General features: G+C 44.8%; 17 protein-coding genes. 13 read left to right on the plus strand and 4 right to left on the minus strand.

Going from position 1 to position 21,528, the window contains the following annotated elements; translation table 11 throughout:
• The first annotated feature begins 1 nt into the window (after nucleotide 1).
• The 5 genes from K5Q92_RS07350 (at nucleotide 2) to aguB (ending at nucleotide 5,679) form a co-directional block, all read left to right on the plus strand.
• Nucleotides 2-1,132: a sodium ion-translocating decarboxylase subunit beta gene (locus tag K5Q92_RS07350; RefSeq protein ID WP_220768358.1), complete on the plus strand. Its 1,131-nt coding sequence runs from the start codon at nucleotides 2-4 to the stop codon at nucleotides 1,130-1,132.
• 131 nt (nucleotides 1,133-1,263) lie between these two features.
• Entirely contained in the window at nucleotides 1,264-2,205 is a 942-nt protein-coding gene (locus K5Q92_RS07355) for a LysR substrate-binding domain-containing protein (RefSeq protein ID WP_220768359.1), read from the plus strand.
• A 269-nt stretch (nucleotides 2,206-2,474) separates the two neighbouring features.
• Nucleotides 2,475-3,581 carry an agmatine deiminase gene (gene aguA, locus K5Q92_RS07360; protein WP_220768360.1) on the plus strand — a complete coding sequence of 369 codons (1,107 nt, stop codon included), beginning with the start codon at nucleotides 2,475-2,477 and terminating at the stop codon, nucleotides 3,579-3,581.
• Nucleotides 3,582-3,629: 48 nt separating this feature from the next.
• Entirely contained in the window at nucleotides 3,630-4,715 is a 1,086-nt protein-coding gene (locus tag K5Q92_RS07365; RefSeq protein ID WP_220768361.1) for a polyamine ABC transporter substrate-binding protein, read from the plus strand.
• 88 nt (nucleotides 4,716-4,803) lie between these two features.
• Nucleotides 4,804-5,679 carry an N-carbamoylputrescine amidase gene (gene aguB, locus K5Q92_RS07370; RefSeq protein ID WP_220768362.1) on the plus strand — a complete coding sequence of 292 codons (876 nt, stop codon included), beginning with the start codon at nucleotides 4,804-4,806 and terminating at the stop codon, nucleotides 5,677-5,679.
• Nucleotides 5,680-5,793: 114 nt separating this feature from the next.
• Here aguB and K5Q92_RS07375 read toward each other — a convergent pair whose 3' ends face one another.
• Nucleotides 5,794-5,979 carry a hypothetical protein gene (locus K5Q92_RS07375; protein WP_220768363.1) on the minus strand — a complete coding sequence of 62 codons (186 nt, stop codon included), beginning with the start codon at nucleotides 5,977-5,979 and terminating at the stop codon, nucleotides 5,794-5,796.
• A gap of 102 nt (nucleotides 5,980-6,081) precedes the next feature.
• Nucleotides 6,082-7,332, minus strand: coding sequence for a dicarboxylate/amino acid:cation symporter (locus K5Q92_RS07380; RefSeq protein WP_275660467.1), 1,251 nt, complete (start codon nucleotides 7,330-7,332; stop codon nucleotides 6,082-6,084).
• Nucleotides 7,333-7,799: 467 nt separating this feature from the next.
• On the opposite strand from K5Q92_RS07380, the gene K5Q92_RS07385 reads away from it, so the two are divergent.
• The 4 genes from K5Q92_RS07385 (at nucleotide 7,800) to K5Q92_RS07400 (ending at nucleotide 13,565) form a co-directional block, all read left to right on the plus strand.
• Nucleotides 7,800-10,637, plus strand: coding sequence for a pitrilysin family protein (locus K5Q92_RS07385; protein ID WP_220768364.1), 2,838 nt, complete (start codon nucleotides 7,800-7,802; stop codon nucleotides 10,635-10,637).
• A gap of 175 nt (nucleotides 10,638-10,812) precedes the next feature.
• On the plus strand, nucleotides 10,813-12,381 hold the full coding sequence (gene gshA, locus K5Q92_RS07390) for a glutamate--cysteine ligase (RefSeq protein WP_220768365.1): 1,569 nt from the start codon (nucleotides 10,813-10,815) through the stop codon (nucleotides 12,379-12,381).
• A gap of 8 nt (nucleotides 12,382-12,389) precedes the next feature.
• On the plus strand, nucleotides 12,390-12,824 hold the full coding sequence (locus K5Q92_RS07395; RefSeq protein ID WP_220768384.1) for a hypothetical protein: 435 nt from the start codon (nucleotides 12,390-12,392) through the stop codon (nucleotides 12,822-12,824).
• 123 nt (nucleotides 12,825-12,947) lie between these two features.
• Nucleotides 12,948-13,565: a hypothetical protein gene (locus tag K5Q92_RS07400; protein ID WP_220768366.1), complete on the plus strand. Its 618-nt coding sequence runs from the start codon at nucleotides 12,948-12,950 to the stop codon at nucleotides 13,563-13,565.
• A gap of 63 nt (nucleotides 13,566-13,628) precedes the next feature.
• On the opposite strand, the gene K5Q92_RS07405 is transcribed toward K5Q92_RS07400, so the two are convergent.
• Entirely contained in the window at nucleotides 13,629-14,882 is a 1,254-nt protein-coding gene (locus K5Q92_RS07405; RefSeq protein ID WP_220768367.1) for a sensor domain-containing diguanylate cyclase, read from the minus strand.
• A gap of 444 nt (nucleotides 14,883-15,326) precedes the next feature.
• Between K5Q92_RS07405 and purE the strand changes: the two genes are divergently transcribed.
• The 3 genes from purE (at nucleotide 15,327) to K5Q92_RS07420 (ending at nucleotide 17,262) form a co-directional block, all read left to right on the plus strand.
• Entirely contained in the window at nucleotides 15,327-15,830 is a 504-nt protein-coding gene (gene purE / locus K5Q92_RS07410; RefSeq protein ID WP_220768368.1) for a 5-(carboxyamino)imidazole ribonucleotide mutase, read from the plus strand.
• A 324-nt stretch (nucleotides 15,831-16,154) separates the two neighbouring features.
• Entirely contained in the window at nucleotides 16,155-16,712 is a 558-nt protein-coding gene (locus K5Q92_RS07415; protein ID WP_220768385.1) for a sigma-70 family RNA polymerase sigma factor, read from the plus strand.
• Nucleotides 16,702-17,262 (plus strand): hypothetical protein, encoded by a 561-nt coding sequence (locus K5Q92_RS07420; protein ID WP_220768369.1) that lies wholly within the window; start codon nucleotides 16,702-16,704, stop codon nucleotides 17,260-17,262. The genes K5Q92_RS07415 and K5Q92_RS07420 overlap by 11 nt, the downstream gene beginning before the upstream one ends.
• 106 nt (nucleotides 17,263-17,368) lie before the next feature.
• Here K5Q92_RS07420 and K5Q92_RS07425 read toward each other — a convergent pair whose 3' ends face one another.
• Nucleotides 17,369-17,785, minus strand: a complete 417-nt coding sequence (locus K5Q92_RS07425) for a hypothetical protein (protein ID WP_220768370.1) — start codon at nucleotides 17,783-17,785, stop codon at nucleotides 17,369-17,371.
• 203 nt (nucleotides 17,786-17,988) lie between these two features.
• On the opposite strand from K5Q92_RS07425, the gene K5Q92_RS07430 reads away from it, so the two are divergent.
• A complete protein-coding gene (locus tag K5Q92_RS07430) occupies nucleotides 17,989-21,264 on the plus strand; it encodes a S41 family peptidase (protein WP_220768371.1) in 3,276 nt (1,091 codons plus the stop codon).
• Nucleotides 21,265-21,528: the final 264 nt, after the last annotated feature.

Below are 21,528 nucleotides of genomic sequence, written 5' to 3' on the forward strand. Positions count from 1 at the left end.
CATGGAAGGATTAATCGCGTTTTGGTCTGAGTCTGGCATTGCCAACTTTACCTCAGGCCAAGTGCTAATGATGGGTGTAGGTTGCTTGTTATTATATTTAGCAATCGCAAAGAAGTTTGAGCCATTACTGCTGTTACCGATTGGCTTTGGGGCTATATTGGCTAACATCCCTAATGGTGGATTTACTGAGGAAGGGGGCCTGCTCTATTTTGCTTACTATGTTGGCATTGAAACAGGTGTATTTCCCTTGCTCATCTTTATGGGGGTCGGTGCACTAACTGACTTTGGCGCGCTCATCGCTAACCCTAAGATGTTGTTGCTTGGTGCTGCGGCTCAGTTTGGTATTTTCGCCACCTTAATCGGCGCGATTGCACTTAACTGGGTGCCAGGCTTTGAGTTCTCAATGACCGATGCGGCGGCTATTGCCATCATTGGTGGTGCAGATGGACCAACGGCCATCTTCTTGGCGTCTAAGTTAGCGCCAGACTTGCTCGGAGCCATTGCGGTAGCCGCTTATTCTTATATGGCATTGGTACCACTGATCCAGCCACCTATTATGCGTTTGCTGACAACAGAGTCTGAGCGCAAAATTAAGATGGAGCAGTTACGTGAGGTGAGCAAGAAGGAAAAGATCATCTTTCCTATGATGGTGTTAGGTTTAACCATCTTGTTCCTGCCTGCAGCCACTCCACTGGTGGGTATGTTCTGCCTAGGTAACTTGATGAAAGAGTCGGGTGTGGTCGATAGGTTATCGAGCACTGCCCAGAATGAGCTTATCAACATAGTGACTATTTTCTTAGGTCTTGCTGTAGGTTCAAAGCTCTCTGCTGAACAGTTTCTGCAAATGGAAACCTTAGGGATCTTGGTTCTTGGTGCTGTTGCCTTCTCTATTGGTACTGCAGCGGGTGTGTTAATGGCCAAGCTGATGAGCAAGCTTTCAGGCGGTAAGATCAACCCACTGCTTGGAGCTGCAGGTGTCTCTGCCGTGCCTATGGCGGCGCGAGTGGTGAATAAGGTCGGTCTTGAAGCTAATAACCAAAACTTCTTGTTGATGCACGCTATGGGACCAAACGTTGCCGGGGTATTAGGCAGTGCGGTCGCAGCAGGTGTTTTACTGGCTGTACTTGGTTAATTGGTATGATCCCGTATTCAGTATTCTGATGCGGGATTTTTATTTAGTCATGATCAATTGTCGCTGTTAATTTTATTTGTTCTGACATAGTCTAATTTAGTTACTTATTTCACCAACAAGATTATTAGCTTATGCGACGTCTTCCGCCGTTAAATCCTTTGAGAGCATTCGAGTCTGCAGCTAGGCATGAGCATTTTTCTCGTGCTGCCGATGAACTCTGCGTTACCCACAGCGCGATTAGTCATCAAGTGAAGACATTAGAAGATGCTTTAGGGATTAAATTGTTTGAGAAGCAGGGACGTAACGCCAAATTGACTCAGTCGGGGGCCAACTTATTACCGGCAATACAGGAGGCTTTCGATATCATAGGTCAAGCCTGTGAAAAAGCAGTTGAGCCAGGGTTAAGTGGTCGTTTAGTTATTTCAGCTCCTCCAGAACTCTCCTCTAAGTGGCTGATAAAACAGATCGGTGATTTTGCAATCCGTTACCCTTCAATCGATGTCAGTCTATTAGTTCACACAAGCGATGAAACGAACATCAATCCTCAGGCAGATCTTTCGATTATCTACGGTGCTGGTGATGCCGACTGGAATCGTTACTGGGTTACACCGATTAAAGGGATGGAGTTTTTTCCTGTGTGTAGCCCCAAGCTGCTCCAGCTCGATAAAAATTCGGGTTTAGATGCAAAACAAGAGGGGGGTCTACCTTTAGATTTAAGTGCGCAGCGTCTATTACACGACGATCAAGATGGTAAGACTTGGGCGACTTGGCTTGGAGCCCATGCGCCACATATCTTAAATACGCCACAAAACTTAAACTTTGCTCATGCGGGATTGTCTCTAGAGGCTGCAATTGCGGGGTATGGGGTGGCAATCGGTGATAATTTTACTGCGAGTACAGAGCTAGAAAGTGGCAAGTTGGTTAGGCCTTTTGAACAAAGTGTTCCCTCGTTAGGTAACTATTATTTAGTTGCTGAAAAGCGAAAAAAAGGTGATGTAAAACTCATGACTTTTATCAACTGGCTACTGACTCAAATCAATAATAAGTTCAGCACAGAATCCTCTTCGAATTAGTTGGTAAATCTGCGCTAGCTTCAGCTTGCCTCATCACTACTAATCTCTCGCTCAGTGAGCAAATCTTTATACTAATTGCTATTAAACCACTTTACTTGCCGTTAGCGTCATAAGGTGAGTTTTTCTCTATGATTTTACGATTAATAAGTAAATACAGCTATTACTTGTGAATAAAGCTAACCAATCTAGATAACTTTTCTCAGTAGACCCTCCATTTTTATCTCGTTAGGTTTGGATATATCAAATCAAATAAACACAAGGTTAGGTCTATGTCACGAACATTAAGCTCCACTCCACGAGAAGACGGTTTTCGAATGCCTGGCGAATTTGAACCTAAAAAGGGCTGTTGGTTAGGTTGGCCTGAGCGCAGCGATGTTTGGCGCAATGGCGCTAAACCAGCTCAGAAAGTTTGGGTTGAGATCTGCACCGCTATTTCCTCGAGTGAGCAGGTGACTGTGTGTGTGTCTCAGTCCCAGTATGAGAATGCACGCAATATGTTGCCTGAAACGGTTCGAGTCGTGGAGATGAGCACTAATGACGCATGGTTTAGGGATTCTGCATGTGCTTTTCTCGTCAATGATAAAGGTGACGTTAGAGGCACGGACTGGGCGTTCAACGCTTACGGCGGTTTAAATGGTGGCCTTTATTTTCCTTGGGATAAAGATGAGAAAATCGCGCAGAAAATCCTAGAAATAGAAAACTTTGACCGTTATCGCTCATCGCTCATTGCGGAAATGGGGGGGATCCAATGCGATGGCCAAGGCACTTTACTTACTACCGAACAATGCTTGTTGAACGTTAACCGAAATGGTCATCTTGGTAAGGCGGCAGTTGAGCAGGAACTAAGAGATTACATGGGAGTAGAAAAAATCATTTGGTTACCCCGTGGCTGCAAGTTCGATGAGACTGACGGTCATATCGATGACCTTGCTTGTTGGATTGCACCAGGAGAGTTATTGCTGCAGTGGACTGATGATAGCAGCGACCCACAGTATGAAATTTATCAAGAAGCGTATGAGATCTTAAGTCGGAGCACCGATGCTAGGGGGCGAAAGATTAAGATCCATAAAATGCCTCAACCTAAGGCATTGGAATGGACGGAGGAAGAAGCCTCGGGACTGGACGTGGCACAGGGGACCCATAGCCGTGTTGTAGGCACTAAAATCTGCGCTTCTTATATCAATTACTACGTAGGAAACTCGGTGATCATGGTTCCCGCTTACGACGATCCTATGGACGAGCCTGCCCAAGCGATATTACGAGAGCTTTTTCCCAAGCATAAGGTTATCGCTATTCAAAATGCCCGTGAAATTTTACTGGGGGGAGGTAATGTTGCCTGTATAACTCAGCCCCAGTATGCAGGTATTACCTCATAAAGCATATCAACGTGTGAACAAAACCATATCAGGATAGGGGGAGACAAGATGAATAACCAATCTAAAATGTTATTAATGACATTAGCACTATTTACGGGCTCGGTATCGGCACAGGGCACCCTGAATATTTATAACTGGTCAGATTATATAAGTGACGCAGCAATTGCCTCATTTGAAGCAAAAACTGGGATTAAAGTAAATTACGATGTTTATGATTCCCAAGAACTTGCTGAAACCAAACTATTACTGGGAAAGACGGGCTACGATCTTGTGGTGTCTTCAGGCTCATTTCTACAGCGACAGATTAAGGTTGGAGTATTTCAGCCTTTAGATAAGAGTCGTTTGAAGAACTATCATCACCTCGATCCTAAGGTCTTGAACATCGTTAATTCTTTTGATGAAGGTAATAAGTATGCCGTTCCGTACATGTGGGGCACAACGGGTATTGGTTATAACACAGATAACGCCGCTGAAATAATAGGAGATACTCCCGTCAATACCTGGGACCTTCTATTTCAAGCCGATATGGTTTCAAAGTTTACCGAGTGTGGTGTAGCCATGGTTGACGCGCCAAGCGAAGTCGTGAGTGCCATGCTGAAGTATCTAGGTAAGGATCCTAATTCACAGAGTTTAGAGGATCTCGCCTTGGTTGAGGAACGACTTTTGGCTATACGCCCTTATATTACCTACTTTCATAGTTCTTCTTACGTTACCGACCTTGCAAGTGGCAATATCTGTTTAGCTATGGGGTGGAGTGGTGATGTGTTTATGGCTGCAAATAGAGCCCTTGAGGCTAACAATGGGGTAAATGTCGACTATGTGATCCCAAAAGAGGGGGCACAAGGTTGGGCAGATACCTTTAATATCACTGTTGACTCTAAAAATGTTGATGCGGCCTATGCTTTTTTGGATCATATTCTAGAGCCTAAGGTTATTGCTGAGATCTCAAATTACGTCTGGTATGCCAATGCAAATGCAGACTCTCAGCAATATATCGATAGCCAAATTACCTCCCATCCAGGCATTTATCCCGATGAAAAAACTTTAAATAACCTTTTCGCTGATAAGGGACGTAGTCTGAAGTTTGAACGGGCAATGAATCGCATGTGGACTCGTGTCAAGACAGGCCAATAACCGTTAACACCTTCCGATTGAAGGGTTCACTTTGAGCCCTCTTTGTAGCTCGCACCATATTATTATGATTAAAGAAAAGGGGCTTTGCATGTCAAAACTTGTCAAGTTTGCAGCTATCCAACTCACCATTAATTGGGACCTTGAACATAATCTTTCTAAGGCAACTGAAAAGATAAAAGAGGCCGCAGCTAATGGGGCGCAAGTCATCCTGCTTCAGGAGTTATTCGCTGCACCTTACTTTTGTAAGCAACAAAATGCCAAATATTTTGAATTAGCAACTGAGTTGGAGAGTAGCAGCTTAATCCAAAAAATGAGTAATTTGGCAAAATCTTTACAAGTGGTTTTACCTATTAGTTACTTCGAAAAGTCGGGCAATAACTTCTTTAATTCATTGGTGATGATAGATGCTGACGGCTCGATTTTAGATAATTATCGTAAGTCGCATATTCCCGATGGGCCTGGTTATAGTGAGAAGTACTACTTTAGCCCGGGTGATACAGGATTTAAAGTGTGGGACACCCGCTACGGTCGATTTGGGGCGGGGATCTGCTGGGACCAATGGTTTCCTGAGTTAGCTCGCAGTCTGACTCTGGCGGGGGCCGAGGCAATATTCTATCCCACCGCTATTGGTTCAGAGCCTCAAGATCCAAGTCTAGATTCAAAAGGACATTGGCAGCGTACTATGCAAGGTCATGCCGCCGCAAATTTAGTACCAGTGATTGCGGCTAACCGTACGGGTGTTGAAACCGATGATGGAGTTGAAACACGATTTTATGGTTCCTCTTTTATCACTGATCACACGGGAGAGTTACTAGCAGAAGCGAGTCGTGATCATGAGGAGGTTATCTATGCAGAGATCGATCTTCAAGCAACTCAGCTCGCACGTTATAGCTGGGGACTATTTAGGGATAGGCGGCCAGATTTGTACTCTCCACTATTAACATTGACAGGAAAAAGCCAATAGCAGCGTTAATTGGCAATGGGCTTAACATACTATGTTAAGCCCATTGGTATTTCGTATGCGCTTACTTACCTCAATCTGTTTTAGCTAAAATTGCTCGTGCTGAAGTTTGTTTTATTAATTACGAACATTTTGACCCGCAGTTAACCAAAGTAAAAAGGTAAGGGCAAAAATTATGGTCAGGCTGATGCCGATGATATAGAGAAACCCCGTCTTTCCCTGCTTTAATGGTACACCGTTATAGTTAAGAAAAAGCGCCCATGCCAGTGAAAGCAGTATTGGAAGAATGAAGAGTTTTGTCATATCCAGCCACTCCTTAAATAACTTAGTTACCCAGTATAATATTGAAAAGTATAAATTAAAAAGGCCGCAATTGCGGCCTTTTTATTCAGTAAATGACGGTGTTTAGCTTCTGGCCTGCTCTAGTGTGCCATTCTCCTGAGTATAAAACTGCGCCTCATCTAGTTGGCCTTCTGACTTACCGATGACTACCGCAGTCATCATATCGCCAGTGACGTTAGTCGCGGTGCGGATCATATCGATAATACGGTCAACTGCAGCGATAAATGCGATGCCCTCAAGTGGCAAGCCGACAACGCCTAAGGTGACGGTTAGCATCACCATGGCACTACCGGGGACGCCCGCCGTACCGACAGAAGCAACCGTTGCTGTTACTGCAATCAACATATAGTCAGTCATATCCAACGGGATACCGTAGATCTGCGCGATAAAGATAGCCGCAATTGCAGGGTAAATACCGCCACAACCATCCATATTCATGGTCGCACCCAGCGGCAGCACGAATGCACCATAACGCTTAGATACTCCCATCGACTCTGTACAACGGGTACTTGCTGGCAGGGTGCCAAAGCTTGATGCTGTGGTAAATGCCACGATTTGTGCAGGTACAGCTTTACGGAAAAATTGCACAGGGCTTAGCTTAGCGGCAAACTTAATCAAGCCGCCGTAAACAAAGATGATATGGATAAGGGCTGCAAGGTAAATAGCACCAATAAACTTACCCAGTGGCAGTAGTGTTGAAAGACCGTACTCACCAACAACCCAAGCCATTAGACCAAATACACCGATAGGGGTAAGTTGCAGTACCATGCGAGTGAGCTGGAACATTACCTCTGCACCCGCTTCGATAGTGCGCTTAAGTGGCTGTGCTTTTTCGCCTACCTTATTGATTGCGATACCCACTAGCGCAGCGAAGATGATGATCTGCAGCACCTTTCCCTCAGCAAGAGAGGCGAATGGATTCACAGGGATCATATCGAGTAACACTTGAGCGAAACCGGGTACATTGCGCTCGCGAACTTCTGTAGCGGCTAACTCCATCGAGCCGCCCATATCGATTACTGAGCCTATGGTTAGTCCGATAAGCGATGCGATAGTGCCAGTCAGCATAAACATGGCTAAGGTTTTAAAGCTTAATCGTTTTAGGCTCACTTCAGAGCCTAAAGAGGTGATACTGACAACGATGGCACAGAAAATTAGTGGTGCAACTAACATCTTAATCGCACTGATAAATAGATCGCCAAGTGGCTTTAATACCGTTGCCGACTCACCGAAAATGACACCCACACCAGCGCCCAATATAAAGGCCGCTAAAACCTTCTGCCAAAATGGGATGTTTTTAATCGCTTGCCACATTATCGAATTCCAATTATTTAATTTTTATCAAGTTACTTTACGGGTGAATCTTTGTTCACTCCAGTATTAGTTTTAGGCAATTGTTACCAATTACTTATTTAATTGCTGTTCATTCTATAGATAGACACACTTGCATCACAAACCTATTTGGTTATAACTTATTGTGATAAGAGAGAATGTTTTAATAACTTTAATTTTTAACCGTGTTGCAACATTGTAGGGTTGTTGGCTGTGGAAGTGTAAAAAAATCTATTAATTCACAAGCTAAGGAACTTACTTCAAACCGCGATAGTCGATAGTAATCACGTTTACTTGTGGTTTATTGTTATAAAAAACCACAGGTTTGATTGCAAATTAATTCAGGTTTCAGTGCTGGTTGTTTTATCTGTTGTAGGTAATACTAGCTGGAATAATCAACAACATGGCTAATGTTAGACAAGTTAGCAGTTGGATAAAGGAGAAAGTCATTGAAGAAATGGATATTAGCTGTAGCCGTTAGTGCTGCATTAATGGGTTGCGCAGGACAGCAACAGAGTGAAACCTCTTTGCCGCAAGGAGTTACGTTACTAGAAACAGTTAGTTTCAGTGGCGAACAGGTAGGGATCCCTTACCGTAAATACCAGTTGGCCAATGGCTTAACTGTCATCTTGCACGAAGATCACTCCGATCCTTTAGTCCATGTTGATGTGACCTATCACGTTGGTTCAGGCCGAGAGCTAGAAGGGCGCTCCGGTTTTGCTCACCTTTTTGAACATATGATGTTCCAAGGTTCACAAAACGTCGGTGATGAGCAACATTTTAAGATGGTCACTGAAGCGGGGGGGACGTTAAACGGCACCACCAATACTGACCGAACCAATTACTTTGAAACCGTACCTAATAATCAGCTTGAGAAAATGCTGTGGCTGGAATCTGACCGTATGGGCTTCTTCCTCCCCGCATTGACCGAAGAGAAGTTTGAAGTCCAGCGTGAGACGGTTAAGAATGAGCGTGCACAGCGGATTGATAATCGTCCTTATGGACGTATGGGAGAGCGCTTTAATCAAGCATTTTATCCTCAGGGGCATCCATATTCTTGGCCTGTTATCGGTTGGCCAGAGGATCTAAATCGTGCCGATGTGGAAGACGTTAAGCATTTCTTCCAGCGTTGGTATGGTCCAAATAACGCCACCTTAACCATAGGCGGTGACTTCGATGAGATGCAAACACTCGCGTGGGTGAACAAGTATTTTGGTGAGATCCCATCAGGCCCTAAAGTCGATGCACCGAAAAAAGAGTTAGTGACCCTCGATGAGACTCGTTACTTGTCGATGGAAGATCGGGTACATTTACCACTACTTAGAATTGGTATGCCGACGGTTTATGCGCGTCATGAAGATGAAGCCGCACTGGATCTACTGTCAAATATTTTAGGTGGCGGTAAAACCTCACTTTTTTATAAAAACTTAGTTAAAGATGGTCTCGCAGTACAAGCCGGGGTAAGTCATCCTTGCCAAGAGTTAGCCTGTCAGTTTTCCATGTATGCATTAGCTAACCCCGCAAGAGGCGGCAACTTGGCTGAACTCGAACAGGCTATGCGTGACTCGATTAAAGAGTTTGAGAAGCGTGGCGTGACAGACGACGATCTTGAGAAAGTAAAGGTTAACTTCGAGGCGGGAACCATCTTTGGTCTGCAAAGCGTGCAAGGAAAGGTCTCAAGCCTTGCCTTCAACCAGACCTTCTCTAATAACCCGAATATGATTGGTTTCGATCTGGCTCGTTATGCCAATGTCACTAAAGAAGATGTGATGCGGGTATTTAACAAGTACATAAAAGATAAGCCGATGGTGGTGATGAGTGTTGTGCCTCAGGGACAAACAAACCTTATCGCTAAGGCCGATAATTTCGTTGCACCAGTGGAGAAGGTTGCTAAGGTTGCAGTAGAGGAGCTAGCCGCTGCGCCGCAGATTGTTTCATCATTCGATAGAAGTGTTATCCCGGCAACAGGTCCCGCTCCCGTGTTGACCATGCCTGAGCTTTGGCAAGGTAAACTTGCCAATGATATCGAGGTGATAGGTACCGAAACCAGTGAGACACCGACGGTTGAGGTAGTGATCTATCTAAACGGTGGGCATCGATTGCTCGATGTTAACCAAGCAGGACTAGCGGCCATGACGGCAGCGATGATGAATGAGTCGAGCCTGAAGCGTAGCGCCGAAGAGTTAACTCAAGCGTTAGAGATGCTTGGCAGTAACGTGAGCTTTAGTGCCAGTGGCTATCAAAGTCAGGTGAAGATCTCGTCATTAACCGCGAATCTCGATAAGACGATGGCTATTGTGCAGGAAAAGCTATTTGAGCCAGGTTTCAAGCCGGCTGACTTTGAGCGAGTCAAACAGCAAAAGTTGCAGCATTTGCAGCGTGAGCTAACCGAGCCAAACTATTTGGCAAACATAGCATTTAGTGGCTTGCTATATGGCGATAAGAGCCCTTTTGGTGTTAGCAGTGGTGGATCGCTCGCAACGGTATCAGCAATCACTCTCGATGATATTAAAGCTTTCTATAAGCAGCAATATACGGCGGGGAATGCGCAAATTGTCGCAGTGGGTAACCTCAATGAACCTCAGATGTTGAGTAAACTTTCGGGTCTCGAAAATTGGAAAGGGGCGGCAACACCGCTGCCAGAGCTAGCCCAGTTACCAGAGTTTCAAAGTGGTAAGATCTTTATTCTTGATAAGCCCGATGCAGCGCAGTCGGTGATCAAGATTGGTAAGCGTGCGTTGCCCTTCGATGCCACGGGTGAGTACTTTAAATCTTATTTGATGAACTACCCGTTAGGTGGCGCGTTCAACAGTCGCATTAACCTGAATCTACGTGAAGATAAAGGTTATACCTATGGTGCGAGAAGTTATTTCTCTGGTGGCCCTGAGGCAGGCTTCTATCAAGCTACGGCAAGTGTGCGCAGTGATGTGACAACAGAGGCGTTAATTGAATTTATAAAAGAGATTAATGCATTTCAAGAATCGGGAATGACAGAGAAAGAGTTAGACTTCATGAAGAGCTCGATCTCACAGTCAAAAGCACTCGATTATGAGACGCCATATCAAAAAGCAGGCTTAATGCGTAATATTCAGCGCTATAATTTGGACGATAATTTTAGTGAGCAGCAGAGTGCTATCACCAATAATATCAGCCGTAATGAGTTGAATAAATTGGCTAAAGAGCAGTTGAGTATTGATGACATGGTGATTTTAGTTGTAGGTGATCGCGCTAAAATTGAGTCTGATTTATCGACACTTGGTTATCCAATTAAAATTTTACAGTTGTAAAAGACTCAGCTCGGCCATATATCTTAAAGATGGTGTCATGATTATGGCACCATCTCATCGTTTATTAGGCTGGTGTTAATAAACGCGAATTTGGTTCGACTTGAAATTTAAGCAAGCTATAGCGGGTCTAACAGGCAAGCTATAAGGTTAGAGTCACGCACTAGAGAATAGTATATTGAAATCTTTCAATGAATTAGTTGGTAAGTTGTCGGATCCGGCAAGTCGACAAGCGCTAAAATCGATGCAGAGAGGCATTGAGCGTGAAGCGTTAAGAATTGAAAAGTCAGGTCATTTGGCGTTGGATAAACATCCAAAAGCATTGGGCTCAGCGTTGACGAATTCGCGGATCACCACAGATTACAGTGAATCCTTGCTTGAGTTTATTACGCCAGTTTTTAATGATATCGATGAACTCGTAGACGATCTTACTCAGACCCACGCCTACAGCGTGCGTCACCTCAATGGCCAACGTTTATGGCCTGTGAGTATGCCCTGCTATTTAGGCGATGGTGCTGATATTCCAATTGCCGACTACGGCAGCTCTAACACTGGTCAAATGAAGCGTTTATATCGTAAGGGTTTAACTTATCGATATGGCGCACAAATGCAGATCATCTCAGGTGTGCATTTTAATTTTTCTGTGTCGGATCAGCTCTGGGACAGCTTATATGAGCTATCGGATAAATCTTTAAGTTTAGAAGAATTTATTTCTGAGTCTTATTTTGGCCTTATTCGTAACTACCGCCGCTTAGTGTGGGTGTTACCCTATCTATTTGGGGCGTCTCCTGCTCTGTGTAGCACCTTTATTCAGGATCCCAAAACCAGTAATTTCCCATTTGAGGTGATTGGTAATGGCACCTTGTACCTGCCTTATGCAACCTCATTGCGTATGAGTGACCTAGGTTATACCAACCAAGAGCAAGATAACTTAAATATCAGTTATAACAGTCTTAGTGATTATTTAACGGGTATGCAAGCGGCGATCAATATGCCGTCGGCAAACTTTGCCAAAATTGGCGTGAAGGTGGATGGTGAATACCGTCAGTTGAATGACAATATCTTACAAATAGAAAATGAATTCTATTCTCCTATTCGTGCGAAGCGTGTGGCTAAGGGGAATGAGAAGCCATCGGAGTCACTTGCCCGTGCTGGTGTCGAATATATTGAAGTGAGGGCGTTAGATGTTAACCCATATAGCGCTGTTGGCATCGAAAAGTCACAGATCCGCTTCTTAGATCTGTTTTTGTTGAATTGTCTGCTGCAGCCATCGCACGCATCGGATGCCGACGAAGAGGTCGAAATTGCAGCTAACCTTAAGTCAGTAGTATTAGAGGGGCGTAAGCCGGGACTCATGCTGGCGCGAAACGGTGAGCAGGTTGCACTTGCAAGCTGGTTAGAGAACTTATTCACCGACTTAAAGGCCATTGCGCAACTACTCGATGATGATGGCAGTGATGACTATCAAGTCGCATTGGCTAAGTGGCATAAAGCGGTCGATAATCCTGACGAGACGCTGTCTGGCAAAATCATGCAAGGCTTAAAGAATGAGCAGGTGGAGCACAGTCAATGGGTGCTGGAGCTTGCTGAGCAGTATCATCAGCAGTTGAAAGCTTATCCGCTAGCAGAGCATATCGATAAGCGATACCAGCAAGACGCTGTTGAATCACTTGAGAAACAGGCTCAGCTAGAGGCGCAGCCTAGTGTCAGTTTCGAGCAATACTTAGCAGATTACTTCAAGGTATAGTTGCTATGATGCAGGGCTTCAAAAGTGTACTCGGCATTACTGCATTACTATTGATAGTATCGGGATGTGCTTCACAACCCGATACCGCTAACCAGTGTGGTATTGTTGCGACTTATATGGAGCCCGACCGTGAGGCCGATATTTACCGCGTAGTTGTGACCCATCTCGATGGTAAACCTGTTATTTCACAGCCTAATTACCGCCTGAGTATCGGCGAGCACACCTTTACGGTTGCCGAGTTAATCGATGCCCCCAAGCTGAAAGTCAAACTTAGCGCTCGCACGCCTAAACAGCTTACGATTAATGTTGTGCATAATCAGCGCTATCACATAGGTGCAAAATTTAATACCGACAAGGTGTATCGGGGCAATGATAGTGGCTTTTGGCAGCCTGAAGTGTGGCAACAAGAAGCCCATGATTGTGAATTTACGCCAGAGTTATAGCTGGTTTGTTCCATCTCTCCCCTAGTTGATTTATAACACAATTCCCTAAACGCTTAATTGCATCTTTAGCCTATCAGTGTGACACTAACGCTTTGCTATTATTGTCTATTGGTACTGTTTTATATGAAATGGCCTGCATTATTTGCGACTGTTATTCTGGCAACACTGTTGACTGGGTGTGCAACTCCTCCGCCAAAAGATCCCGAGAACCTATGCTCGATCTACACCGAAAACCGTTCTTGGTATAGTGCCGCTAAAAATACCCGTGAGAAGTGGGGCGTCCCGGTACATGTGCCCTTAGCCATGATGTATCAAGAAAGTTCCTTTAAACATAATGCGGCGCCGCCAATGGAATACTTTCTAGGTTTTATTCCCATCGGACGTGCCAGTGATGCCTATGGCTATGCTCAGGCTAAGACTATGACATGGGATGATTACGTGAGGGAGACGGGTAACTCTTGGTCGAGCCGTAGTAACTTCGATGATGCCATGGATTTTATGGGTTGGTTTATCTACAAAACTCACAAGATCAATGGTGTATCTAAGTGGGATGCCCGTAATCAATACCTCAATTATCATGAAGGCTGGGGGGGATACCAACGCAAAACCTACAACCAGAAGGCTTGGTTAATTAAGGTGGCAGGTAAGGTTGATGCTCGTTCTAAACGCTATGCTGCACAGTACAGACAGTGTCAGGAGGATTTAGATTCCTCTTGGCTATGGCGACTCTTTTTTGGTTAGAAACCTCTTTTTTTGAAAGACTGCTAAAAAGCCTCTACAAATGTAGAGGCTTTTTTATTAGCTTTACTCTTTAAGCGATACTCGTTGTTTTTTCCGTTTCTGTTGATACATGTTGTCATCAGCGATTTTAAAGCATCGACTCCAACCACGGCTGTAGCTAGCGATGCCAAAGCTAAACTTAACTTCAATCGCTTGCCTTCCTGCAGTTTTCTCCTGCGAGTACTGCGCTGCTAGAATTTGCTGGATCCGATTAAGATCATCCTCTATTTCGCATATGGGACCGTAACACAGAGCGATAAACTCATCCCCGCCATAACGCGCCACTAGATGCTTTGGGTGCCATTGCTGCTTTAGCGCTGAGGCGAGACTTTTTAACGCCTTGTCTCCCGCTTGATGCCCCGCGTTATCATTGATTGTTTTTAAGTTATCTAAGTCCAAAATGACTAAGTAACTGCCTAAAGTACTATTGATTTGCCACTCTTTCTCAGCGGACTCAAAGTGTTGGCGATTATATAGTTCGGTTAAGCTATCGAAGTTTGCCAGTTGATAAATTTGGTGCGACTTTTGATAAAGAGCGATGGCATTAGCTGCCTCATGGGTCAAGACCGCCGCGAGGTTTCTATCGTAATGGCTAAAGGCATTCACTTTTGAGCTGTCTAGGTTAAGCATGCCATAAAGCTTACCTTCGATATGAATTGGACTCGATAGCGTTGACTTTATCGGTGATAGTGGTGCGGTTAATAGTGCCTCTTGGTCCTCAGGTGTGAGAGTGCTATGGCCATTAATATTGGCCATATTATCAATCAATACAACTCGATCGCAGATGCCTTTAGAAAACCGATATTCGAAGGACTGGCTAAGATTAAAGTTTATTTTTCTAAGCTTTTCGATATCAATACCTATGGTAGATTCAAAGTAAAGTTCATCGGTGTCGGGTATGACTCTGATAATAGAGCCCATCTCGGCGGCTTGAACACCATTAACGGCTTTGCTTAATAAGGCATTTAAAAACTTGGATTCGTCTTGATATCGGTTGGCGCTGTTCATCAGATCGAAGGTTGTATTATTTAGATGGATCACCTGTTGCAAGTGGCTCCAGAGCCGATTTAGGCGACACTGATGAAAGTAATAGCTCAGGGCATAACCGAACAGATAAATGCAGACAACCATAACAAGATTGTAAGGGGCACTAATATTGAGTAAGCCTTCCCAAGAGGTAAGCAGTAAGAATATAGGTACGCCTAAAAGCACAAGGTGAGTTTTTAGGCCTAGTGAGTCAATCATCTCTCTTTTTAAACTATCTTTGATGGGTAGCATGATTATCTTTATTCGTTAAATAAGGCTGATACTTAAATGGGCAGATCCCAAAAGGTGCCAGCGTTTAGTTTTTATTAGCTACTTGAAAACTTATCATGTTAATTTTAATGATAAAAATAACTTGAAAAGTCGATAACTATACCAAAATCCGAGCCAGATGAGAGTTTAGTTGTTGCAGTGATTCTTGATTATGAGAGCTGGGTTACATTTGTCGAAGCCCCTAGCATAACTGGCTTAACAGTGAAGTCGCTTTCGTGAGTTCAATTAAACCAGTGTAATTTTACTGGTTTGTTATACATATGTATTAATAAGTTATTTGCAGTTGAGGCCAACCTTAGGGATAATTGCGCCGCAGGCTTGGGGGAAGCCTGTTTACTAAGTGCGCTAAATTTCATTATAATGCGCGCAAATATAATAATGTACCGCCCTACGCAAGGACTTAAAATGAGCAAACCATTTGTTGCAGTATTAATGGGATCTGATTCAGATCTGCCTACAATGCAAGCCACCCTCGATGTGCTTAAAACATTCGAAATCAACTTTGAAGCAAAGGTAACTTCTGCGCACCGTACGCCTGCTGCTACGCATGCCTATGTTACTGATGCTGAAGCGCGTGGTTGTAAAGTCTTTATTTGTGCTGCAGGTCTTGCTGCGCACTTAGCCGGTGCTGTTGCGGGTATCACTACTCGTCCAGTAATCGGTGTTCCAGTTGATTGTGGTCCACTACAAGGTCACGATGCACTTCTATCTACCGTTATGATGCCTGGCGGCGTTCCTGTAGCAACTGTTGCTATCGGTAGTGCTGGCGCTAAAAATGCGGGTTACCTAGCAGCTCAAATGCTAGCCGTTGGCGATGATGCACTTGCTGCAGCCGTAAAAGAAGAGCGCGCTAAGTCTGCTGAAGCCGTTCAAGCTAAAGATGCTGCTCTACAAGCTAAATTAGCTTAATTTAACTGGCCCTTGGCCAGTCAATATCAAATGCCGCCTAGATAATTATTTAGGTGGCATTTTTTATGAGGAAAGCTGTTCAAGCAATTTGCAGAAAGTTTTGCAGCCTCTTGCCGCTTCAAATTTTTGCTCCTCCTTTTTTACTGTAAATTCTCGCTACCAGTCTAATACTCAGCCCGTGACCTAAGCACTTGCAATCTAAGTTAAACTATACAAAGCTTAGCGGTCGATAATGTGTAAAATTTATTAGCTAAGGAAGATACCGTGGAGCAGCCTTTGCCCTCAGTCGAACCGTCCAATGAGGTCGATTCAGATCAAGCCTTGATGTTGCAATATGCAGCCGGTAGTGCTCAAGCGTTTGAGTTACTGTACCGTAAGCATAAAGGTCCGCTATACCGATACTTCGTTCGTCAAATCTATGATCAACAGTTAGCAGAAGATCTCTATCAAGAGACCTGGAGCCGAGTGATAAAGGCAGCCAGCAGTTATGAAACCAGCGCTAAATTTACCACTTGGTTGTATCGAATCGCTCATAACCTGATCGTCGACCACGTAAGAGCCGTTAAGCCTGTGAATAGTTTCACTGAGGTGTTTGAACCTGAGCAAGATACAGAGGCTCAATTCAGTAATGATGACTTTAACCCTGAAGAGCAGGAGTTAGATAGACAAAAGTCAACGCTGCTTAAAGGCTGTGTGGCCAATTTGCCACAAGTGCAAAAAGAGGCATTTTTGCTTAATGTCGAGATGGGCTTTACTGCAGCGATTATCGCCGATATTGCAGGAGCAACCCTAGAAGCGACGAAAAGCCGTATTCGCTACGCCTATAAGGGGCTTAAGGATTGCGTTGACTTGAAATGGCAAGGAGCTGAGCATGACAGATAAAGAGCATGAAGCAGTAGAGGATGAAATTAAGTCGCTTTATCAAAAAATTGATAAAGAGCAGCCCTCAACAGAGCTCGATGAGCAGATCTTAAATATGGCGCGTAGTCGAGTCGCTAAGCCTGTTCAGAGTCAATCTTTTTGGCGTAAATATCGCTGGCCATTGTCATCTGCCGCCTCGGTCTTAGTCGTTGTGACTCTGTTTGTGATAAACCCTGCGATGAAAAGTGGTGATGTATTAGAGCAAGGGGAACCCGTGATGATGTCATCTCCGCCTAAGCCACAGATGATGCGCTCGATGGACGCGCCTAAGCAAATGGCTGAGCAATTGGATGACAACGTTATTCAGGCTGTGCAGAACAGTGCTCCTGTGGATGCTGATTTAACGGCGCAACTGGATAATATCGAGCAACTTATCCGAGACAAAGAGATCGCAGAAGCTTATGACTTGCTTCAGCAGTTGGCAGAGCAAGCACCGCAGTTGCTACAGACGACTCACCCGCTTAATGAGAGGTTTCTTAAGTTACGCAAAGCGGTGATGTCGGGTCATTAATTGCTATCTCGCTCGCAGTGATTGGTATAAAACGTCGATTAACGCACAGAATAAAGCCCGCCATTGCGGGCTTTATTCTATTTTTAATTGTTAAAGTGCCTCACCATTAAAGCGATTTGAACCAGTCCCCAACCCCAAGGGAAGTCCCCTCAAACAGGTCGATACCTAACATAGATTTTAGCAAATAGAGTAGAAGCAACCCCAAGGCTACAGACATTAAGATAAACGCAACAATACTGAGCAGGAAAAGGGCCAAGGAAAGTTGCTTCTCTTTACGACTGTATGCACGTTTATTGCGTCCAAGCAGGAAGACATAGAAAAAACGCCAGCCAATAAAGGGAAGATAGAAACTGCCACGATTATCAATCATATGTTTCTGCCAGCGGTTATTCATTAATGCTCGCCTAAGATAGAGTAATTGGGTTTCAGAATAACTTTCCGCATGAACTTTAGGCATGTTTCCTAAAGCGCGATTAACGCGAATGTCATCTTTTTGTGATGGACGGACATACTCTCTTGGCATTAATACCTCATATAGTCAAAGCACTAACTTTAAGCTTAGCAGTTATTAATTAGCGGAAACTAAGCAAGTTTTGCTTAATATTACTTAAGGGGATAAACACATTTGCTAACCACTTATTTGGTAGTGTTTTGCTGCTGTATTGTGAAAAGTTTGCTACCTTATTGCCTCAATTAAGAACAAAAACAATAGGATTGCTAGCTCAGATGAAACTCCGTCACTCTCTCGCGTGCTGTATGCTTGCCTTAGGCACGATTAATATCTCCCCCGCTTTCGCCACGCAGTCCACTGTTAAGCCTGGTTACTTTCGTGCTCCAGCATTGAACCAGCAAACCTTGGTATTTACGGCGGAAGGGGACCTCTGGACCCAATCTTTGGCTGATACTAAAGCGACACGTCTAACAAGCTTACCGGCGCAGGAGTTAGGGGCGACGATCTCCCCTGATGGACAATCTGTGGCCTATACCGCCAACTACGAAGGATCGACCGAAGTCTACGTTATCCCCATTGCTGGTGGTCAAGCAAAGCGGGTGAGCTTTGAAAACAGCCGCGTGCGTGTTCAAGGATGGACTGCCGATGGTAAGGTGCTTTATTCAACCGATAATGCCTTCGGCCCTGCTAACTACTGGGTACTAAGAACCGTTGATCCCGAAACCTTGATAACAACTGATCTTCCGTTAGCCGATGCGATTGAAGGTGCGATAGACGACAAGGGAGAGTACGTTTATTTCACTCGATTTGGCCTGCAGACAACAGGCGATAACGCCAAGGTTTATCGTGGTGGTGCTAAAGGCGAGCTGTGGAAATTTAAATTAGGCAGTAAACAAGAGGCAACACCTCTGACTCAATCCCACCAAGGCTCTGTAAGACAACCTATGTTATGGCAGTCGCGCCTCTATTTTATTAGTGACAGTGATGGTAATGACAACATCTGGTCAATGGCGACAGATGGAGGCGATCTACAGCAGCACACTCATTATAAAGAGTGGCAGGTTCGTACGGCTCGATTAGATCAAGGTCGTATCGTGTTTCAGCAAGGGGCGGATATAAAGCTATTTGATATCGCTTCAGGGAAAGAGCAGCTCCTTGATCTTCAGCTCGTTTCCGATTTTGCCCAGCAGCGAGAGCACTGGGTAAAAGAGCCGATGAAGTACGCAACCTCGACACTGTTAGCCCCTCAGGGCGATAAGGTGGTGATAACCGCTCGCAGCCATGTCGCGATTGCGGGCACCGATGGTCAGCGTTTAGTAGAAGTTGCCCTGCCGAAAAATAGCCGTCTTCGCAGTGCGATAATGAGTCAAGATGGTGCTTGGGTCTACGGTATTAGCGATGCCTCTGGCGAGCAAGAGGTTTGGCAGTTTGCCGCCGATGGCAGTGAAAAGTCTAAGCAACTGACTAAAGATGGTAAAAGCCTAAGGCTTAATTTGCATCAGTCTCCGGATGGCCGCTACCTTGCCCATGATGATTATGACGGTAATGTTTGGTTGCTAGATCTTAAGAAGGGCAGTAATAAGAAGATCATCAGCCAAGGTGAGGGGCTTGGACCGTATGCGGATATCGTCTGGTCTGGTGATAGCCGTTTTATCGCCTTAACCAAGGCTGAGATGGGCAAGGCGCGACCACAAATCGTGCTGTACTCGCTAAATAAGGATCGCGCCGAATCTTTGACGAGTGATAAATATGAGTCGTTTTCACCGAGCTTTAGCGCCGATGGTGATTGGTTATACTTCCTGTCTAATCGACAGTTTGTCTCAACGCCTAGCTCGCCTTGGGGAGATAGAAACTTAGGCCCGATGTTTGATAAGCGCACGCAAGTGTTTGCTATCGCTCTGAATGAAGATGCACGCTTTGCCTTTCAAAAGCCAAATGAGCTAATGTCTGCCCCACAAGCTGATGACGATGAGGTAGAAACTAAGGTTGAATGGGATGGATTAGCGAGCCGTTTATGGCAAGTCCCTATTGCCGCCGGTAACTATGGCTCGTTGCAGATGGCAAAAGATAAGTTCTATCTGCTTGATACGTCAACGAGTGGTAAGTCGACGCTGAAAGTGGTTAAGTTCGATGCTCTAAGCCCTAAGGTTGAGACTTTCTCTAAAGATGTTGGCGAGTACCAACTGTCTCAAGATGGTAAAAAGCTGTTTATCCGTAAGCAGTCAAAGCAGGGCAGCGAGATGTTGATCGTCGATGCAGCTGACAAGCTACCTAAAGAGCTTAAGCAAGCCAAGGTACAAACCGAACTATGGCAACTTGCGATTGAACCAGCGGCTGAGTGGCAACAGATGTATGAAGATGCGTGGTTAATGCATAGGGACTCTTTCTATGACAAGAGCATGCGCGGATTGGACTGGCAGGCAACCAAGGCCAAGTATCAGCCTTTGGTTGATCGACTCACAGATCGTCATGAGCTCAACGATATCTTTATGCAGATGATGGGTGAGCTGGACTCACTGCATTCTCAGGTGCGTGGTGGTGATAGCCCTAAAGATCCTAACAAGGCTAAGTCGGCAAGCTTAGGGGCACGATTAGAGCAAACTAAAGCGGGCGTGGTGATTGAGCATATCTATCAGGGCGATCCTGAGTTGCCAACACAGGCGGCTCCGCTGATGCAGATGGGCGTTAATGCAAAAGTTGGTGATGTGATAGTCGCCATCAATGGCAAAAAGCTAAGTAATATTGCCGATGTAACAAGGCTTTTGCGTAACCAAGACGGCAAACAGGTCTTACTGACGCTAAAACGCGGTAGCAAAACCCATCAGACTATCATTAAACCCGTTACTGCTTCTAAGAATGCCAAGCTAAGATATGTAGATTGGGTACGTCACAACAGTGATGAAGTAACTAAAAACAGTGACGGCAAGATAGGCTATTTGCACCTGTATGCTATGGGCAGCGGTGATATTGCCAGCTTTGCTCGAGAGTTTTACGCTAACGTTGACAAGGATGGCTTGATTATCGATGTGCGCCGTAATCGCGGTGGCAATATTGATAGTTGGATCATCGAAAAGTTACTGCGCCGTACATGGGCATTTTGGGCTCCGACCCATGGCACGCCATCGGGGAATATGCAGCAGACCTTTAGGGGCCAGCTGGTGGTGTTGACCGATCAGCTCACCTATTCTGATGGTGAAACCTTTTCGGCCGGTGTAAAGGCACTAGGCATCGCTCCCTTGATTGGTAAGCAGACGGCGGGCGCAGGTGTATGGTTATCTGGTCGTAATTCGTTGACAGATAAAGGTATGGCACGAGTTGCTGAGTATCCACAATATGCGATGGACGGCAGTTGGATCATTGAAGGGCGCGGGGTGAGTCCCGACATTGAGGTCGACAACTTACCTTATGCGACGTTTATGGGAACAGATGCCCAGCTCAATAAAGCGATTAGCTACTTAAAGGAGGCCCTGCAAGCGCAACCTGTTCCAGAGCTAAGACCAAAACCTATGCCTACAAAGGGGATGGCTGAAGACGTTCATAAGGCGTTTTAAATAAGTAGCACGCCAATCGTTTTTACATTGAGGTTGGCTTTACTTCATTATTTTGGGCGTTATTAGCAATAAGTTAATAACGCCCATTTTCTTATTTATGGCATCAACCTTGCTGTTATTCAGCTATCATTTCAAAGTGTTTTATTAATAGATAGCCCATTAAATATTTTGCAAAAAATAATTGAAAGCTAACTGTTTAAGGCACTAAACTGGATAAAAATAGTTCAAAAATTAGGGTGTTAATTGACACCAATATTGAGGCTT

This window comes from Shewanella sp. MBTL60-007, from assembly GCF_019654915.1.
In the GTDB taxonomy this organism is placed as follows: Bacteria; Pseudomonadota; Gammaproteobacteria; order Enterobacterales; family Shewanellaceae; genus Shewanella.

What these genes read in the sequence shown, in the direction of transcription:
- K5Q92_RS07430 (WP_220768371.1), top strand. Translation starts at nt 17,989, where the DNA reads ATGAAACTCCGTCACTCTCTCGCGTGCTGTATGCTTGCCTTAGGCACG.
- K5Q92_RS07395 (WP_220768384.1), top strand. Translation starts at nt 12,390, where the DNA reads ATGCAGGGCTTCAAAAGTGTACTCGGCATTACTGCATTACTATTGATA.
- K5Q92_RS07405 (WP_220768367.1), bottom strand. Translation starts at nt 14,882, where the DNA reads ATGCTACCCATCAAAGATAGTTTAAAAAGAGAGATGATTGACTCACTA.
- K5Q92_RS07355 (WP_220768359.1), top strand. Translation starts at nt 1,264, where the DNA reads ATGCGACGTCTTCCGCCGTTAAATCCTTTGAGAGCATTCGAGTCTGCA.
- K5Q92_RS07400 (WP_220768366.1), top strand. Translation starts at nt 12,948, where the DNA reads ATGAAATGGCCTGCATTATTTGCGACTGTTATTCTGGCAACACTGTTG.
- K5Q92_RS07380 (WP_275660467.1), bottom strand. Translation starts at nt 7,332, where the DNA reads ATGTGGCAAGCGATTAAAAACATCCCATTTTGGCAGAAGGTTTTAGCG.
- purE (WP_220768368.1), top strand. Translation starts at nt 15,327, where the DNA reads ATGAGCAAACCATTTGTTGCAGTATTAATGGGATCTGATTCAGATCTG.
- K5Q92_RS07350 (WP_220768358.1), top strand. Translation starts at nt 2, where the DNA reads ATGGAAGGATTAATCGCGTTTTGGTCTGAGTCTGGCATTGCCAACTTT.
- aguA (WP_220768360.1), top strand. Translation starts at nt 2,475, where the DNA reads ATGTCACGAACATTAAGCTCCACTCCACGAGAAGACGGTTTTCGAATG.
- K5Q92_RS07415 (WP_220768385.1), top strand. Translation starts at nt 16,155, where the DNA reads ATGTTGCAATATGCAGCCGGTAGTGCTCAAGCGTTTGAGTTACTGTAC.
- aguB (WP_220768362.1), top strand. Translation starts at nt 4,804, where the DNA reads ATGTCAAAACTTGTCAAGTTTGCAGCTATCCAACTCACCATTAATTGG.
- K5Q92_RS07375 (WP_220768363.1), bottom strand. Translation starts at nt 5,979, where the DNA reads ATGACAAAACTCTTCATTCTTCCAATACTGCTTTCACTGGCATGGGCG.
- K5Q92_RS07365 (WP_220768361.1), top strand. Translation starts at nt 3,630, where the DNA reads ATGAATAACCAATCTAAAATGTTATTAATGACATTAGCACTATTTACG.
- K5Q92_RS07420 (WP_220768369.1), top strand. Translation starts at nt 16,702, where the DNA reads ATGACAGATAAAGAGCATGAAGCAGTAGAGGATGAAATTAAGTCGCTT.
- K5Q92_RS07425 (WP_220768370.1), bottom strand. Translation starts at nt 17,785, where the DNA reads ATGCCAAGAGAGTATGTCCGTCCATCACAAAAAGATGACATTCGCGTT.